The organism is Paenibacillus cisolokensis (assembly GCF_050481165.1).
Taxonomy (GTDB): Bacteria; Bacillota; Bacilli; order Paenibacillales; family Paenibacillaceae; genus Paenibacillus_AH; species Paenibacillus_AH cisolokensis.
Genome location: NZ_JBCNFP010000195.1, coordinates 1 through 906 on the forward strand (window position 1 = coordinate 1; position 906 = coordinate 906).

The 906-nt window shown below is 42.6% G+C and carries 1 protein-coding gene; it reads left to right on the forward strand.

Annotated elements, in window-relative coordinates:
- The coding region (locus ABEV74_RS22930) for a tyrosine-type recombinase/integrase (protein ID WP_430149999.1) at positions 1 to 815 on the forward strand (815 nt) is incomplete at its 5' end.
- Positions 816 to 906: the final 91 nt, after the last annotated feature.

The window sequence follows — 906 nt, forward strand, 5'->3', positions numbered from 1 at the left end:
TTGAATCTTCAAAAAATGTGAGTACCAGCACCCGGAACCAGCGGTTAGCCGCCATTCACAGTTTTTTCAGATATGCTCAAAGTGAGAATCCAGAAATCCTATTTGAGAGCCAAAGGATTCTTGGCATTCCATTTAAGAAAAAGCAACAACAGACGATAGCGCATCTTTCTATGGATCAGTTGGCATATTTGTTCGAACAACCTGATGTATCCACCAAAAGAGGACGCCGCGACTTGGCATTAATGGTCGTTTTATATGATGCTGGCGCGAGAGTACAGGAATTGATCGATTTAAAAGTCTGCGACGTAAGATTGGCCCAGCCCGCAACGATCACTTTGACTGGAAAAGGTAACAAGAAAAGGAACATTCCGATCATGACTAAGACTCGGAGCGTTCTTGAAAACTACATGGCTGAAAACCATCTTCTTGAAAACGGAAGACAGCAAAGTCCCTTGTTTCACAACAGCAGATACCAACCGTTTACAAGACCCGGTATTACGTACATCCTCGATAAGTATTTCAAGCAAGCAAAGCTAAGACATCCTAAGGAGGTTTTTCCGAAAAAGCTACACCCTCATATGCTGAGGCACTCAAAGGCTCTACATCTGTTGGAATCTGGCGTCAATCTGATTTATATCCGCGACTTATTGGGTCATGTTAGTGTGACTACAACTGAGATATATTTGAGGTTTGATACGGAGCTCAAAAGAAAGGCTTTGGAAGCGGCATATCCTCAAGTAAGCAGCCAGGATACTCCCTCATGGGAGGAAAATACGGATATCCTTCAGTGGTTGCAGGATCTTTGCCATTCATAATTGTTATGGAAAGATTTCCGGAAATGCCTAACGATGATTCTAAGGCGCTACTGAAAATCTTTCCATAACCAAATTCTTTCGATAATTCCCG